We start from the raw sequence: 13,551 nt of genomic DNA on the forward strand, positions 1-13,551 counted from the left end.
CCTGCGGCAAGGGGCTGGCTGCTCGCGGTGTTGTCGTCGCCTGGCGACAATCCTCCGCCGCGACGGCGCTCGGCCCCTGCCGGGGTGTTCGGCGGTGCCGTGCGACCTGGGCCGGTCGGGCACCGCCGGGCTGTGCCGTTGTGGTTGGTCGCCGTTGCGGCGGGGTTGTCTTGCCTGCGGCAAGGGGCTGGCTGCTCGCGGTGTTGTCGTCGCCTGGCGACAATCCTCCGCCGCGACGGCGCTCGGCCCCCGCCGGGGTGTCCGGCGGTGCCGTGCGACCTGGGCCGGTCGGGCACCGCCGGGTTGCGTCGATGTGGTTGATCGCCGTTGCGGCGGGGTTTTCTTGCCTGGGGCAAGGCCTTCGGGTGTCGCCCGGCGACAATGCCGGTTCGGCACCGCCGGGCTGCGTCGTTGTGGTTGGTCGCCGTTGCGGCGGGTGGGGCGCCCCGCGTCCCGCGCCCCCTCAGGGGCGGGGCGTTGTCGTTGGCGGTTCCGGGTAGTGGCAGGCTGACAGGTGGCCCTCCGCCGAGTCGTCCGCACGGACGAGCGCGGGCGACTCGGTCGCACACTTCTCCCGCGCCTTCCAGCACCGCGTGCGGAACCGGCACCCCGACGGCGGCGCGATCGGGGACGGCACGTCCCCGGCCAGCCGGATCCGTTCCCGCGGCGCCGCCGCGCCGCCCCCGAGCACCGGTTCCGGCACCGCCGACAGCAGGGCGTGGGTGTACGGGTGGCGCGGCCGCCCGTAGATGTCCTCCCGCGTGCCGACCTCCACGATCTTCCCGAGGTACATCACCGCGACCCGGTGCGAGACGTGCCGCACCACCGCCAGATCGTGGGCGATGAAGAGGAACGCGATCCCCAGCTCCCGCTGCAGCCGCTGCAGCAGGTTGACGACCTGGGCCTGGATGGAGACGTCCAGCGCGGAGACCGGCTCGTCGGCGACGACGACCTTCGGTTCGAGGGCGAGGGCCCGCGCGACCCCGATCCGCTGCCGCTGCCCGCCGGAGAACTCGTGCGGGAAGCGGTTGTAGTGCTCGGGGTTCAGGCCCACGGTCTCCAGGAGCTCCCGCACGCGCGCCTCGCGCCCGCCCCGCGGGGCGATGCCGTTGATCTCCATCGGACCAGAGATGATCTTCCCCACCGTCTGCCGGGGGTTCAGCGACGAGTACGGATCCTGGAAGATCATCTGGATTTCGGAGCGCACGGGCGCGAGCTGCTTGCGGCTCGCGTGGGTGATGTCCCGGCCCCGGTAGAGGACCCGTCCGGCGGACGGCTCCAGCAGCCGGGTGAGCAGCCGGCCCGTCGTGGACTTGCCGCAGCCCGACTCGCCGACCAGGCCGAAGCTCTCCCCGGCCCGTACGGTCAGGTCGATGCCGTCGACGGCCCGCACGGCGCCCACGGTCCGCCGGACCGGGAACCCCCCGCGCACCGGGAAGTGCTTGGTGAGGTTCTCGGCGACGAGCAGCGGCTCGCCGCCCCGGGGGCTGTTCTCGTCCATGGCGCGCGCCTCTCCTCAGCCGAGCCGGGGCATGATCTGGTTCTCGAACACGCTGCGCTGCCGCTCCTCCGGGAGGTGGCAGGCGGCCCCCCGCCCCGGCGGCAGCCCGGGCCGCTCGGTGCGGCACCGGTCCCCGCCCACGTCGGAGACGTACCCGCACCGCGGATGGAAGGGGCACCCGGGCGGCGGAGCGAGCAGGCTCGGAGGGGTGCCCGGGATGGGCGTGAGCGGCTCGTCGACGGAGGCGGACAGCCGCGGCATGGAGCCCAGCAGCCCCCAGGTGTACGGGTGCCGGGGCGCCCGCAGCACCTCCCGTACGGGCCCCTGCTCGACGGCCCGGCCCGCGTACATCACGAGCAGGTCGTCGACGGTGCCGGCGACGACGCCCAGATCGTGCGTGATGAGGATGATCGCCGCCCCCGTCTCCTGCTGGAGCTCCTTGAGGAGATCGAGGATCTGCGCCTGCACGGTGACGTCGAGCGCCGTGGTCGGCTCGTCGGCGATGAGGAGTTCGGGATCGCAGACCAGCGCCATCGCGATCATCGCCCGCTGCCGCATCCCGCCGGAGAACTGGTGCGGGTAGTCGTCGACGCGCAGCTCCGGCTGCGGGATGCCGACCCGCCGCAGCATCTCGACGGCCCGCCGCCGGGCCTCCCGCCGGGACGCCCCGGTGTGCTTGCGGTACGGCTCGGCGATCTGCCGGCCGACCGTGTAGTAGGGCGAGAGGGCGGTGAGGGAGTCCTGGAAGACCATCGCCGCCTTGTTCCCGCGCAGCTTCTCCAGGACGGACTCGGGCGCGCCGGTCAGCTCCTGCCCGTCCAGCAGGATCTCGCCGCGGACCTCGGTGGTGCGCGGGTCGTGCAGCCCGAGCACGGCGAGGTTGGTGACGGACTTCCCGGAGCCGGACTCGCCGACGATGCCGAGCGTGCGCCCGCGCTCCAGGGCGAACGACAGGCCGTCGACGGCGTGCACGGTGCCGTCCTCGGTGGAGAAGCGGACGCTGAGGTCCCGTACGGAGAGAAATGCGGTCACGCGGGCCCCCTAGGCCAGCCGTACGCGCGGGTCGATGAAGGCGTACGCGGCGTCCACCACGATGTTGGCGACGACGATCGCCGTGCAGCCGACGAGCATCACGGCCATCAGCGTCGGCAGGTCGGTCTCGCTCACCGAGGACACCGCGAGCCGCCCCAGCCCGTGCAGGCTGAAGGTGAACTCGGTGATGATCGCCCCGCCGAAGAGCGACCCGAGGTCGATGCCGAAGATCGTGACGATGGGCGCGAGCGCGCCCCGCCACGCGTAGCGGAAGAAGACCGCGCGCCGCCCGAGCCCCTTGGCGCGGGCGGTGCGCACGTGGTCCTCGCCGAGCTGCTCGATCATCTGCGAGCGCGTCATCCGGCTGTAGTTGGCGATGAAGATGATGGACAGCACCAGCCAGGGGATGAGCATCCCGGTGAACCACTTCACGGGGTCCTCGGTGATCGGGTGGTAGGCGGGGTTGTCCATCCAGTGCAGGCCGCTGACGAGCACGGCGAGGGCGATGACGCCGACGAAGTAGATCTGCAGGGAGTTGCCGACGAGGGACAGGGAGCTGACGGCCTTGTCGACCCAGGTGCCCCGGAAGGCCGCGGCGATCATGCCGATGCCCACGCCGGTGACGAGGAAGACCGCGGCGCCGCCGAGCGTGATGGACAGCGTCGTCGGGAAGCGGTCCACGATGGTGCCCCACACCGGCTGCTGGTTGGAGAAGGAGTAGCCGAAGCAGGGGGCGGGGCAGTGGCCGACGGTGAAGTCGCGGCCGGTGAAGATGCCCGCCATGTAGTGCCAGTACTGCACGGGCACGGGCTCGTCCAGGCCGAGGTTCTTGTTGATCAGGGCGAGCGCGTCCGGGGTGCAGTTCTTGCCGCAGGACATCAGGGCCGGCTGCGAGGGCAGCGCGAAGAAGAGGGCGAAGGTGATCGCGCTGATGAGCACGATGATGACGAGGGCGCCGAGCGAGCGGCGGGCGAGGAAGCGCAGCACGGCCGGCTACTTCACGTAGACGCCGGTCGGGTCGACCGTCCCGTAGACCGGCTGGTAGCGGACGCCGCCCAGGTTCGAGCCCCACATCGAGAAGAGGGTGTTGTAGAAGGTCGGCACGCCCGGCACGTCCTCGGTGAAGATCTTGTCGGCGAGCTTCTGCCACTCGGGGGCGGCCTTCTTCACGTCCGGGAGGACGCTGATGCGGTCGATCTCGGCGTTGACGGCCGGGTTGTTGAGGTGGCCGTAGTTCTGCGAGCCGTCGGCGATCTGCCGGCCGTCGAACAGTGGCGGCACGACGGTCGAGGGGACGGGCCAGTCCGCGCCCCACGAGGTGCGGTAGATGTCGAACTTGTTCTTGACCTCGGCGATCGCGGTCCGCCAGGTGTTGGCGTCGATCTCCTTCTTCTGCACCTTGAAGCCGGCCCGCTCCAGGGCCTGGGTGACGACCACGGAGACCTTCTGCTGGAGGTCGGTGTTGGGGTAGGCGTAGACGATCTCCTGGCCCTCCTTGCCGGCCTGCTTGAGCAGTTCGCGGGCCTTGTCCGGGTCGCCGGCCGGCTTGGCCTTCTTCCCGAACGGGTCGGTCGGCTTGTAGCCGTCCATGGCGGGGGAGAGGTAGTTGGTGGCGAGGACGCCGGCGGTGGCGCCGCCCATCTGCTGGAGGATCTGCCCGTTGGGCATCGCATAGGCGAGGGCCTTGCGGACGCTGACGTCCTTGAGGCGGTCCATGTTGAAGCTGATGTAGTCCACGTACGGCTGGATCTCCACGAAGCGGCGGGCCTTGGTGTCGGCCTGGCCGAGGACCTTCTCCGTCATCTCCGGGGCGACGGCGTTCGAGAACGACAGGGTGTTCTTGTCGGAGCCCTGGTCGGCGAGGAAGCGCCGGGTGGAGTCCGCGTACTGGTGGCCGAAGCTGATCTCGAACCGGTCGGCGTACTGGTGCCGGATGGGGTCGGTCTTCGGGTCCCAGTTGTCGTTGCGGACGAGAGTGAGGGATTTTCCGACCTTGTAGTCGCCGACCTTGTAGGGGCCGGAGGCGAAGGGGGCGTTGTCGTACTTGCGCTGTCCGTCCTTCTCCGCCTTCACGGGGCCGATGTTGGGCATGGCGGTCGCGAAGGGCGTGTCGGCGTGCGGCAGCCGGAAGTGGAAGATGATCGTCTTGTCGTCCGGGGTGTCCAGCACGGACGACGGCAGGTGCGCGCCCTTGTACGGGCCGTCGGGCAGCGCCTTGCGGAAGTCGGTGCCGTCGCCGGAGAGCCACTGGGGGATGTACAGCGGGCCGTCGGTCTCGAAGGACGCGTAGAGCCGCTCGATGCCCCAGCGCACGTCCTTGGAGGTGATCGGCGAGCCGTCCTCGAACTTCAGGCCGTCCTTGAGGGTGAACTTCCAGGTCTTCCCGCCGTCGGAGGCGGTGCCCGCGTCGGTCGCGAGGTCGCCGACGACCTTCACGCGGCCCTTGTCGTCCACCTTGTACGAGGTGAGCGTGCGGTTGTAGAGCAGCTGGTTGGCGAGCATGTCGCTGTAGTAGATCTGCCCGGGGTCCAGGTGGACGAAGGCGTCGCGCTGCAGGACGCCGACCGTGCCGCCCTTCTTCGCGCCCGGCACCTCGGGGGCCGGCCCGGCCGAGTCCTCCTTCGTGCCGATCGAGTAGTTGGCGGAGGTGTTCTTGTCGGCGCCGGGGCCCGCGCTCTTGTCCCCGCCTCCTCCGCCGCCCCCGCTGCTGCACGCGGAGAGCACCAGGGCGCCGGCCGCGAGGGCGGTGAGGGAGGCGAGGCGGCCTCTGCTCCTGCGGCCCCTGCTCCTGGGGAGTCGCGTCGTGGGCTTCATGGATCGATGCACCTGCCTGTCCGTCGCTAGCGGGTTCTTGCGTGCACGTCCTCAGCGTCCGGTCCGCGGGTCGAAGGCGTCCCGGACCGAGTCCCCGAGCAGGTTGAAGGCGACCACGAAAACGATCATGGCGAGGCCGGGGAAGAAGATGTAGGTGATGTCGCTCTCGTAGTAGTGGGCGCCGTTGGCGAACATCCGGCCCCAGTCCGGCGTGGGCTCCACGATGCCGACGCCGATGAAGGACAGCCCCGCCTCGATGGTCACGAAGCTCGGGAGCATCAGGGTGGACTGCACGAGGATCGGCGTCCAGAGGTTGGGCAGCAGCTCCTTGGTGATGATCCGCCAGGGGGAGGCGCCGGTGACCTTCGCGGCCTCGACGAACTCCCGCTCCCGCAGGCTCAGCACCTGCCCCCGCAGCAGCCGCGCCAGCCCCATCCAGCCCAGCACCCACAGCACCAGGATCAGCGTCAGGACCCGCAGGTAGGTGGGGGTCTCCTTCTCCGGGCTCACGAAGAGGGAGTAGACGACCGGCGTGAAGGCGATGAACGACAACTGGCTGGGAAATGCCAGCAGCAGATCGATGAAGCGGCCGAGCAGATAATCGGTCCGGCCGCCCAGATATCCGGCCGTCACTCCGATGAGCACGCCCGTCACGACGCACAGGACGGTCGCCGCCGCGGCGATGAGCAGCGAGGTACGGATTCCGTAGACGAGCTGCGTCAGGACGTCCCGGCCGAGGGTGGGTTCGAGACCGAACCAGAAGTCCCCGGAAATCCCCCCGTTGGGCTTGACCGGATAGCCGTACTCGTTGAGCAGACCCGGCTCGTCCAGCCCGTAGGTCTGCGTCGGATTCCTGCCGTAGAGCTTCGAGATGAGCGGCGCGGCCAGCGCGACGAGGAAGAAGAACGTCACCACGTAGGCCGATACGACACCCGGACGGTCGCGTTTGAAACGCCGCCGCATCAGCTGTCCGGGTGATCTGCCGGCCGGCCCCGGTGGTGCCACCGGGGCCGGGGAAGGACTCGTCATCGCGTTCGATCCCCCGCACTGTCGTCGTGTCGATCCCTCGCGGATGCCGTTCCCGCGCGGAGGGTTGAGCGGACTTTGACAACGGATTCAGGGTCGGGTCAAGAGGGCTGCGCGACAGCGGCCGGGCGGAGCGCACTTCTTGAGCGAACGATGAGCGGATCGACGACGCGGCGTGCTTGACAGGAAGCCGGGCACGCCGCGTGCGGCCCCTGGCGGGAAGCCTGAGGGGCCGCCGGGTGCTCCGGCCCGGTGCTCCGGTCACCGGGCCGGAGCACGGGCTACTTCATGCCGAGGGACCGCTTCAGGAAGTCGACCTGCAGCAGCAGGAGGTTCTCGGCGACCTGCTCCTGCGGGGTCATGTGCGTCACGCCCGACAGCGGCAGCACCTCGTGCGGCCGGCCCGCCGCGAGGAGCGCCGAGGACAGCCGCAGGGTGTGCGCCGCGACCACGTTGTCGTCGGCCAGACCGTGCACGATCATCAGCGGACGGACCTGGTCCGCCGCCTCCGCCAGCCCCTCCGCGGTGACCAGCGAGTTGCGGTCGTACACCTTCGGGTGGTCTTCCGGGTGGCCGAGGTAGCGCTCGGTGTAGTGCGTGTCGTACAGCCGCCAGTCGGTCACCGGCGCGCCCGCCACGCCCGCGTGGAAGACGTCGGGGCGGCGCAGCACGGCCAGCGCCGCGAGGTAGCCGCCGTAGGACCAGCCGCGGATGCCGACCCGGCCCAGGTCCAGCGGGAACTCCCCGGCCAGCGCCTGCAGGGCTTCGACCTGGTCGTCCAGGGTGGCGCCCGCGAAGTCGTGGTGGATCGCCTTCTCCCAGGCGGGGGAGCGGTGCGGGGTGCCCCGGCCGTCGGCGACCACCACGGCGAAGCCTTGGTCGGCGAACCACTGCGAGGTCAGGTGGGCGTTGTGCCCGGCCACCACGCGCGGGCCGTGCGGGCCGCCGTAGGGGTCCATGAGCACCGGAAGCGGACCGTCACTTTCCTGGTAGCCCGTCGGCAGCAGAACGGCGCACGGGATCCGGCGCGCGCCCGCCTCCGTGAGCCGTGCGCGCGAGGTGAGCACCGGCGCCTCGGCATACGAGTGCACCACCGCCGCCTCCGCGCCGTCGCGCAGGACCCGGGCGGTGGCCCCGGCGCGCTCCGGTACCGCCGAGACGAGCACCGAGACCGCCCCCGAGCGCACGGCCGAGTGCCAGCCGCGCTCCTGCGAGACGCGCTCGGCGCCCTGCTCGCCCACCCGGTAGACGTGCGCTTCTCCGGTTTCCGGAGCGGTCGCGTCCGGCCCCGCGGAGGCGGAGACCAGCACGTCGTCGTCGCCCACGTCGAGCACGGCGCGCACGTGCAGGCGGCCGTCGGTGAGCGTCCGGTCGCCCACCACCAGCACGCGGGCGCCGTCCTCGTCGGCGATGCGCACCAGGCGCCCGTCCGGAGTCCAGGCGGGAACACCGGGGAACAATTCAAGCCACTTTGCGTCGTCCTCTTCATGGAGCACGCTCGTGGCGCCGGTCCCCGGGTCCACGGACAGATACGCCTGCCGCCGCTGGTCGCGGGACTGCACCAGCAGCAGCGGGGGACCGCCCGCCGACCAGTGCGCCTGCGCGAGGTACGGGTAGCGCTCGCGGTCCCACCGCACGTCCGTGCGGCTCCCGTCCAGGCCCAGCACGGCCAGCGTCACCTCGGCGTTCGGGGTGCCCGCCGCGGGGTAGGCCACCTCGGCGGGCTGCCGCTCCGGATTGGCCGGGTCGGCGATCCACCAGCGCCGCACCGGCGCCTCGTCCACCCGCGCGACCAGCAGCGACTCCCCGTCCGGGGCCCACCAGAAGCCGCGGTGGCGGTGCATCTCCTCGGCCGCGATGAAGTCCGCGAGGCCCCAGGTCACCGAGGGGCCGTCGGGCTCGGCCAGGGCCCGGTCGGCGGTCTCCCCCGCCGCCGCTCCGCCCGCCGGCTCCACGTCCGCCACCCGCAGCGCGCCGCCCGCGACATAGGCCACCCGGCGGCCGTCGGGGGAGGGCCGCGGGTCGACCACGGGGCCGGGAACGTCCAGTTCACGGGCGGTGCCGCCGCGCAGCTCCGTCACGAAGAGCCGCCCGGAGAGCGCGAACGCCGCCAACTCCGCCGCGCTGTCCACGGCGTAGGCGACGACCCCCGCGGAGCCCTCGCGCAGCCGCTCGCGGCGCGCCCGCTCCTCGGCCGACAGCTCCTCGGCGGCGCCGGCCAGCAGGACGGCCGGGTCCGCCGCCGGGAACTCCCGTCCGGACGCGGGGTCGAGGACCCACAGGACACCCGTGCGATCGGTCCCGGAACGGGAGCGGAGGAAGACGACACGGGTTCCGTCAGGTGACACCGTGAACGCGCGCGGCGCGCCGAGCGAGAACCGTTGCGTACGGGCGTACTGTCGCGGGAACGAGACTTGTCTGGTCATGGCGCCGAGCCTACGGCGGAGCGGCGAGAATCCGCCGTGCGCCCCGGAATTGCCCCCATGCACCCAGTGCTGGGTCACGCTCCGGAAAGTTATGATCACGGACGCATAGCCGATAAGTCTCGCGAGTCATCCGTCCGAACGTCATCCGTCTCATGCGTCTCAACCGCGCGTATCTGGAGGTGAACCGCCGTGGCACTCTCGATTTCGGCGGTGGTGCTGCTGGCGATCGTCGTCTTCATGCTGTGCCGGAAGTCCGGGCTGAAGGCCGGCCACGCCGCGGTCTGCGTCCTGCTGGGCTTCTATCTGGCGAGCTCGTCACTCGGGCCGACGATCCACCAGGTCACCAAGAGCGCCACCGATGTGATCAGCGGCATCAAGTTCTGAGGGTGTGCGCCCCGGGTCCGCGGGCGGGGCTCCGCCGGGCCCGCAGGACTCGTAGGCTGGTCCCATGACCGACAGCTCCTTCCTGCCGGGTCGCCGGCTCCTCCTGGTGCACGCGCACCCGGACGACGAATCCATCAACAACGGCGCGACCATGGCCAAGTACGCGGCCGAAGGGGCCCACGTCACCCTCGTGACCTGCACGCTCGGCGAAGAGGGCGAGGTGATCCCCGCAGAGCTGGCCCACCTCGCCGCCGACCGCGACGACCGGCTGGGCCCCTACCGGGCCGGGGAGCTCGCCGCCGCCATGAAGGAGCTCGGCGTCACCGACCACCGCCTCCTGGGCGGCGCCGGCCGCTACCGCGACTCCGGAATGATGGGCGCCCCGCAGAACGACCACCCCGGCTGCTTCTGGCGCGCCGACGTGGACGAGGCCGCCGCGTCCCTCGTTGAGGTGATTCGCGAGGTGCGCCCGCAGGTGCTCGTCACCTACGACCCGAACGGCGGCTACGGCCACCCCGACCACATTCAGGCGCACCGCGTCGCCATGCGCGCCGCCGAGCTCGCCGGCGAGCCCGCCTTCCGCCGCGACCTCGGCGACCCCCACGAGATCGCCAAGGTCTACTGGAACTGCGTGCCCCTGTCCGTCGTCGAGGAGGGCTTCGCGCGGCTGCGCGCCGCGGGCCGCGAGCTCCCCTTCCCGGGCATCGCCTCCCCGGCCGACGTCCCCGGCGTCGTCCCCGACGAGGAGGTCACCGCCGCCATCCCGACCGCGGGCCACGCACAGGCCAAGGCCGCGGCGATGCGTGCCCACGCCACGCAGATCGCCGTGGACGGCCCGTTCTTCGCGCTCTCCAACGACCTGGGGCAGCCGATCCTCGCCGACGAGTACTACAAGCTGGTCCGGGGCGAAGCCGCCGGCCCGCGCGAGGACGACCTGTTCGCCGGGGTGACGGCGTGAGCGGCATGACCACCCCCGTGACCGCCGGGCGCGTCGGCGCGTACCTCGGCCTCTTCCTCCTCGGCGCCGCCACCGGCTTCGCCGGATCGCTCACCCAGGGCGGCTGGTTCCCCGGCGGGCTGTCGCTCGCCCTGCTCGCCGTCGCCGGCCTCAGCTACGGCGCGGTGACGGCCACCGGCACCCGCACCGGCGGGGCGGTGGCCGCGGGCGGCTGGGTCGTGGCGGTCATGCTGATGACCTCCAGCCGCCCCGAGGGCGACTTCTTCTTCGGCGCCGGAATCAGCTCGTGGGTCTTCCTGCTGGGCGGGATGGCCCTCGCTGTGATGTGCGCCACTGTCCCGAAACTGCCGCAACCGGACGGACCTTCGGTCCGACTTGGCAAGTGACGTGACGATTTCCGCCTGAGTGTCGTCCGGTTCGCCACCTGGTCATCCGGCATCTGCCGGACTTGTCCCGTGACGGGCCGGCGGCGCGCGGGCACGCAGCGCGCTCCCGGCCGCCGTCGTGAACCGGCGGTCGTCAAGTGCGTGTGCGCGGTGCCCAGTATGGTGGTGCGCGCCGCCGAGCCGCCCGAGCGAGGTCATGACGGGCGGCGGAGCTAACCGGGAGAACCTGCTTTGAGCCGTGAATCTGACAGTTCGTCCTCCGGGCCCCAGGGCCGCGGTGGCGCCGCCTACCCGTCCGGGACCCCTCCGTACGGCAGTGAGGACCAGGGCCGCACGGCCGGGGCCTCCAGGCCCGAAGAGCCCAAGACCGAGACCACGCTGACGACGCGGATCCGCATCAACATCCCGGGCTCGCGGCCCATCCCGCCGGTCATCATGCGCACGCCCGTCGACGGCGAGGGCGCCTCCGCGAGCGCGCCCGGCACCGGGCAGGCGCCCGGCTCCGCTCCGGCCGCCCCTTCGGCATCCGCCTCTTCTGCCGCCCCTTCCGCTTCCGCTTCCGCCAAGCAGGCTCCGGCCCGCGGCGGTGCGGCTGCCGGCGGCGCGGCGGCGGGCGAGCGCAAGGCCCAACTGCCGCGCCGGCCCGCCCCGGCGACGCCTCCCGGCCGCAAGCAGCAGGACCGCACCGGCTCCGCGGACCAGGGCGGCGGCAAGGGCGAGAAGGCCAGCGACTGGTTCGCGCCCCGCAAGTCCGGCGGCACGCCTCCTCCGGCCGGCGTGCGCAAGGCCGAACTGCCGCGCCGTCAGGCGGGCGCCGCTGCCGCGGGCGCGGGAGCGCCGCAGCACTCCGGCCCGCGCGACGCCGCCCCGGCCCCCTCCGCGGGGCAGGCCATGGGCGGTGCGCCGTGGCCGGGTGACACCCAGGCGACCGGCTCCGGCCCCGCCCCGCAGCAGGGCCACCCGGGCAACGGCTGGCAGCGCGACACCACGCACTCCGCCGCTCCTCAGGCGGGCGGCCCCGCGCAGCGCCGCGGTGCACAGGACGACTGGCCCGGCGGCGCCTCGACCACGGGTGCGACCCCGTGGGACGCGGGTATGAACGCGGGTATGAACGACATTCCGGGCGCCGGTGTGCCCGGCGGCATGCCTGACAACGGCGTCCCCGGCAGCGTTCCCGGCAGTGGGGTCTCCGGCAGCGGTGCCGGCGGCGGCATGGCACAGCGCCGCGGTGCGGACGACGACTGGCCGGGCGGCTCGCCGGCCTCTGCAGCCGCCCCGGCTCCGGGCGCGCCGGCTCCGGGCGCGCCCGTGGACGACTGGCCGGGCAGCCCCTCCACCACGGCCTCCACGCCGTGGCCGGGCGACCCGCAGACGACCGGTTCGATGCCGCAGCCGCCCGCCCCGGGCGGCGGCGCCCCCTGGCCCGGCGACCCGATGAGCACGGGCTCGATGGGCATCATGCAGCCCCCGGCTCCGGGTGCGCCCGCCGGCGGCGGCGCGCAGTGGACCGAGCCGGAGAGCACGCAGCAGTTCCCCGCACCCGCCATGGGACAGCCGGACCCGTTCGCGCCCGGCGGCGCAGGCTTCGGCCGTACGGACACGCCGCACGAGGGCGTGCCCCGCGTGCCCGCGCCGGGCGCCGGCGCGCAGGCGGCCGCGGCCGCCGCCCCTGCTGCGGCGCCCGGCAAGGCTCCGCAGCAGCCCAAGGGCGGCAAGGGAGCCAAGGGCGCGAAGGGCGGCAGCAAGAAGGCCGGGGCCGGCGCCAAGGCCCCCGCGGCCGGCGGCCGGACCGGGGGCGAGACGCTCGTCAGCGGCGGCGTGCCCGCCGTGCCGCCGCCCGGGCCGGGCGCCGCCGCGCAGGCCGGGAAGTCCGTGGACAGCGGCGCGCCGCGCGTCGCCGTGCCCAAGCCCAAGGTGCCCTCGCCCGGTGCGGTGCCCCCGCCTCCGGCCAAGGGCGCTCCGGCCAAGGGTGCCGCCAAGGGCGCGCCGAAGAGCGCACCCGCGAAGGCGCAGCCCAAGAAGAAGGGCCGCTCCAAGCTCGTGCTGCTGGGCGGCGCGGTGGTCGGCCTGGTCGGTGCCGCGTACGTGGCCGGGCTGGTGCTCGACCACGCGGACGTGCCGAACGGCACCACCGTCCTCGGCGTCAACATCGGCGGCTCCTCCAAGGAGCAGGCCGTCCAGAAGCTCGACTCCGCGCTCGGCGACCGGGCGACCAAGCCGCTCAAGGTCTCCGTCGGCGGCAAGGAGGCGGAGCTCAAGCCGTCCGTGGCGGGCCTGTCCATCGACACCCAGGCCACGGTGCGCGCGGTGGCCGGCCGGGACTACAACCCGCTGACCGTCATCCCCTCGCTCATCGGCGGCACCCGTACGGCCGAGCCCGTGATCGTCGCCGACGAGGAGAAGATCGCGAACGCGCTCAGGACGCTGGCGGGCGAGGCGGGCGGCGCGAAGGACGGCACGATCAAGTTCGAGCCGGGCAAGGCCGTGGCGGTCTACGGCAAGCCGTACCAGGGCATCGACGGCGACAAGGGCGTCGCGGCCGTCGCCAAGGCGTACAAGGACCGTGCCGCCACCGGCCAGGAGACCCCGGTCGAGCTGCCGAGCACGAGCCAGCAGCCGAAGGTGACCAACGCCGAGGTCGACCGGATGATGAAGGAGTTCGCGCAGCCCGCGATGTCCGGTCTCGTCACCGTGCAGACCGACCCGCTCCACAAGATCCAGTTCGGTCCGGAGCGCTCGCTGCCGAAGATCCTGGGCGTCAAGGAGGTCGGCGGCAAGCTCGTCGAGAACTACGACCTCGAAGCGATCAAGGAGCTGTACGGCACGGCGTTCAAGGGCGTCCTCATCCAGCGCGGCAACGGCACCAAGACCGAGGTCACCCCGCAGGACGTCGTCGGCGCCCTGCGCAAGGCGCTCGTGGGCAAGACGCCCGCCGAGCGCGTCGGGACCATCCCGCTGAGCTGATCGCCCGCGGCGGCCGTCCGCGTACGAAGAGAGCCCCCGTGCCCGCCGGCACGGGGGCTC

10 protein-coding genes are annotated in these 13,551 nt (G+C 72.6%); 4 read left to right on the plus strand and 6 right to left on the minus strand.

From position 1 onward, the window contains the following. Positions 1–463 precede the first annotated feature (463 nt). The 6 genes from ACSNOH_RS10045 to ACSNOH_RS10070 all read right to left on the minus strand — a co-directional run bounded on the left by ACSNOH_RS10045 (position 464) and on the right by ACSNOH_RS10070 (position 8,799). Positions 464–1,501 (minus strand): ABC transporter ATP-binding protein, encoded by a 1,038-nt coding sequence (locus tag ACSNOH_RS10045; RefSeq protein WP_436720900.1) that lies wholly within the window; start codon positions 1,499–1,501, stop codon positions 464–466. 15 nt (positions 1,502–1,516) lie between these two features. Next, positions 1,517–2,533: an ABC transporter ATP-binding protein gene (locus tag ACSNOH_RS10050; protein ID WP_436720901.1), complete on the minus strand. Its 1,017-nt coding sequence runs from the start codon at positions 2,531–2,533 to the stop codon at positions 1,517–1,519. A gap of 9 nt (positions 2,534–2,542) precedes the next feature. Then, on the minus strand, positions 2,543–3,520 hold the full coding sequence (locus ACSNOH_RS10055; protein WP_436720902.1) for an ABC transporter permease: 978 nt from the start codon (positions 3,518–3,520) through the stop codon (positions 2,543–2,545). A 6-nt stretch (positions 3,521–3,526) separates the two neighbouring features. Continuing rightward, positions 3,527–5,347 carry an ABC transporter substrate-binding protein gene (locus tag ACSNOH_RS10060; RefSeq protein ID WP_436720903.1) on the minus strand — a complete coding sequence of 607 codons (1,821 nt, stop codon included), beginning with the start codon at positions 5,345–5,347 and terminating at the stop codon, positions 3,527–3,529. 51 nt (positions 5,348–5,398) lie between these two features. Then, positions 5,399–6,376 (minus strand): ABC transporter permease, encoded by a 978-nt coding sequence (locus ACSNOH_RS10065; RefSeq protein ID WP_436720904.1) that lies wholly within the window; start codon positions 6,374–6,376, stop codon positions 5,399–5,401. A gap of 278 nt (positions 6,377–6,654) precedes the next feature. Beyond that, positions 6,655–8,799 (minus strand): prolyl oligopeptidase family serine peptidase, encoded by a 2,145-nt coding sequence (locus ACSNOH_RS10070; RefSeq protein ID WP_436720905.1) that lies wholly within the window; start codon positions 8,797–8,799, stop codon positions 6,655–6,657. Positions 8,800–8,988: 189 nt separating this feature from the next. Between ACSNOH_RS10070 and ACSNOH_RS10075 the strand changes: the two genes are divergently transcribed. The 4 genes from ACSNOH_RS10075 to ACSNOH_RS10090 all read left to right on the plus strand — a co-directional run bounded on the left by ACSNOH_RS10075 (position 8,989) and on the right by ACSNOH_RS10090 (position 13,491). Beyond that, complete coding sequence (locus ACSNOH_RS10075) at positions 8,989–9,183, plus strand: hypothetical protein (RefSeq protein WP_436720906.1); 195 nt, start codon at positions 8,989–8,991, stop codon at positions 9,181–9,183. Positions 9,184–9,247: 64 nt separating this feature from the next. After that, positions 9,248–10,141, plus strand: a complete 894-nt coding sequence (gene mshB, locus ACSNOH_RS10080) for an N-acetyl-1-D-myo-inositol-2-amino-2-deoxy-alpha-D-glucopyranoside deacetylase (protein WP_436720907.1) — start codon at positions 9,248–9,250, stop codon at positions 10,139–10,141. A gap of 5 nt (positions 10,142–10,146) precedes the next feature. Beyond that, the gene (locus ACSNOH_RS10085) at positions 10,147–10,527 is read left to right on the plus strand and encodes a DUF6113 family protein (RefSeq protein ID WP_436720941.1); all 381 of its coding nucleotides are present in this window, start codon (positions 10,147–10,149) and stop codon (positions 10,525–10,527) included. Between the two features lie 231 nt (positions 10,528–10,758). Then, positions 10,759–13,491 carry a hypothetical protein gene (locus tag ACSNOH_RS10090; RefSeq protein ID WP_436720908.1) on the plus strand — a complete coding sequence of 911 codons (2,733 nt, stop codon included), beginning with the start codon at positions 10,759–10,761 and terminating at the stop codon, positions 13,489–13,491. The last annotated feature ends 60 nt before the right edge of the window (positions 13,492–13,551 follow it).

It is taken from the genome of Streptomyces sp. URMC 127 (assembly GCF_051386535.1).
Classification (GTDB): domain Bacteria; phylum Actinomycetota; class Actinomycetes; order Streptomycetales; family Streptomycetaceae; genus Streptomyces.

Bases quoted from the DNA above. Each gene is read 5' to 3' on its own strand.
- ACSNOH_RS10045 (WP_436720900.1), bottom strand. From the start codon at position 1,501: ATGGACGAGAACAGCCCCCGGGGCGGCGAGCCGCTGCTCGTCGCCGAG.
- ACSNOH_RS10060 (WP_436720903.1), bottom strand. From the start codon at position 5,347: ATGAAGCCCACGACGCGACTCCCCAGGAGCAGGGGCCGCAGGAGCAGA.
- ACSNOH_RS10065 (WP_436720904.1), bottom strand. From the start codon at position 6,376: ATGACGAGTCCTTCCCCGGCCCCGGTGGCACCACCGGGGCCGGCCGGC.
- ACSNOH_RS10070 (WP_436720905.1), bottom strand. From the start codon at position 8,799: ATGACCAGACAAGTCTCGTTCCCGCGACAGTACGCCCGTACGCAACGG.
- mshB (WP_436720907.1), top strand. From the start codon at position 9,248: ATGACCGACAGCTCCTTCCTGCCGGGTCGCCGGCTCCTCCTGGTGCAC.
- ACSNOH_RS10085 (WP_436720941.1), top strand. From the start codon at position 10,147: ATGACCACCCCCGTGACCGCCGGGCGCGTCGGCGCGTACCTCGGCCTC.